Here is a 1,543-nt window from a genome sequence, read left to right as displayed (position 1 = left end):
TGAGTAGGGCGGGACACGTGAAATCCTGTCTGAACATGGGGAGACCACTCTCCAAGCCTAAGTACTCGTGCATGACCTTTCCTCCGGGAACTGAAACATCTAAGTACCCGGAGGAAAGGACATCAAACGAGACTCCGTAAGTAGTGGCGAGCGAACGCGGACCAGGCCAGTGGCTTTTATGAGACAAGTGGAACACCTTGGAAAGGGTGACCGAAGTGGGTGATAGTCCCGTACACGTAATGCGAATAAAAGTCCTTGAGTAGGGCGGGACACGTGAAATCCTGTCTGAACATGGGGAGACCACTCTCCAAGCCTAAGTACTCGTGCATGACCGATAGCGAACCAGTACCGTGAGGGAAAGGTGAAAAGCACCCCGACAAGGGGAGTGAAAGAGATCCTGAAACCGAATGCCTACAAACAGTTGGAGCCCAAGATTTGTTCTGGGTGACAGCGTACCTTTTGTATAATGGGTCAGCGACTTAGTCTGACGAGCAAGCTTAAACCGGTAGGTGTAGGCGCAGCGAAAGCGAGTCTGAACAGGGCGTTCAGTTCGTCGGATTAGACCCGAAACCAAGTGATCTAGCCATGAGCAGGTTGAAGGTAAGGTAACACTTACTGGAGGACCGAACCCGCATCTGTTGCAATAGATTGGGATGACTTGTGGCTAGGGGTGAAAGGCCAATCAAACTTGGAGATAGCTGGTTCTCCGCGAAATCTATTTAGGTAGAGCGTCGATCGAATACCTTCGGGGGTAGAGCACTGGATGGGCTAGGGGATCTCACCGATTTACCAAACCTAACCAAACTCCGAATACCGAAGAGTACTAATCGGCAGACACACGGCGGGTGCTAACGTCCGTCGTGAAGAGGGCAACAACCCTGACCACCATCTAAGGTCCCTAAGTTATGGCTAAGTGGGAAAGGATGTGAGGATCCCAAAACAACCAGGATGTTGGCTTAGAAGCAGCCATCATTTAAAGAAAGCGTAACAGCTCACTGGTCTAAATAAGGGTCTTTGCGCCGAAAATGTACCGGGGCTAAAGCCATACACCGAAGCTGTGGATTCTTTGGAACCTTCGGGTTCCCGGGAGTGGTAGCGGAGCGTTCTGTAAGCCGTTGAAGAGAGACCCGTGAGGGCTCTTGGAGGTATCAGAAGTGAGAATGCTGACATGAGTAACGATAAAGGGAGTGAGAGACTCCCTCGCCGAAAGTCCAAGGGTTCCTGCTTAAAGTTAATCTGAGCAGGGTTAGCCGGCCCCTAAGGCGAGGCCGAAAGGCGTAGTCGATGGGAACCACGTTAATATTCGTGGGCCTGCGGGTAGTGACGGATCGCGTATGTTGTTCTTCCTTATTGGATTGGAAGGGCTTCGAAGCGGTTCCAGGAAATAGCTCCCGCGTATAGACCGTACCCTAAACCGACACTGGTGGACTGGTAGAGAATACCAAGGCGCTTGAGAGAACTGCGTTGAAGGAACTCGGCAAATTGCACGCGTAACTTCGGAAGAAGCGTGACCCTTATGTACGCAAGTATGTGAGGGTGGCAC

Annotated in this window: 1 rRNA gene; it reads left to right on the top strand. The window is 51.5% G+C overall.

From position 1 onward, the window contains the following. Nucleotides 1-1,543 (top strand): 23S ribosomal RNA (locus ACTMS0_RS29040); the annotation flags it as partial.

Origin of the sequence: Micromonospora sp. H33, from assembly GCF_052068455.1 — a bacterium.
Lineage (GTDB): Bacteria > Actinomycetota > Actinomycetes > Mycobacteriales > Micromonosporaceae > Micromonospora.
The sequence above is the reverse complement of the archived record's forward strand: the minus strand, read 5'-3'. Positions and strand labels throughout refer to the sequence as shown.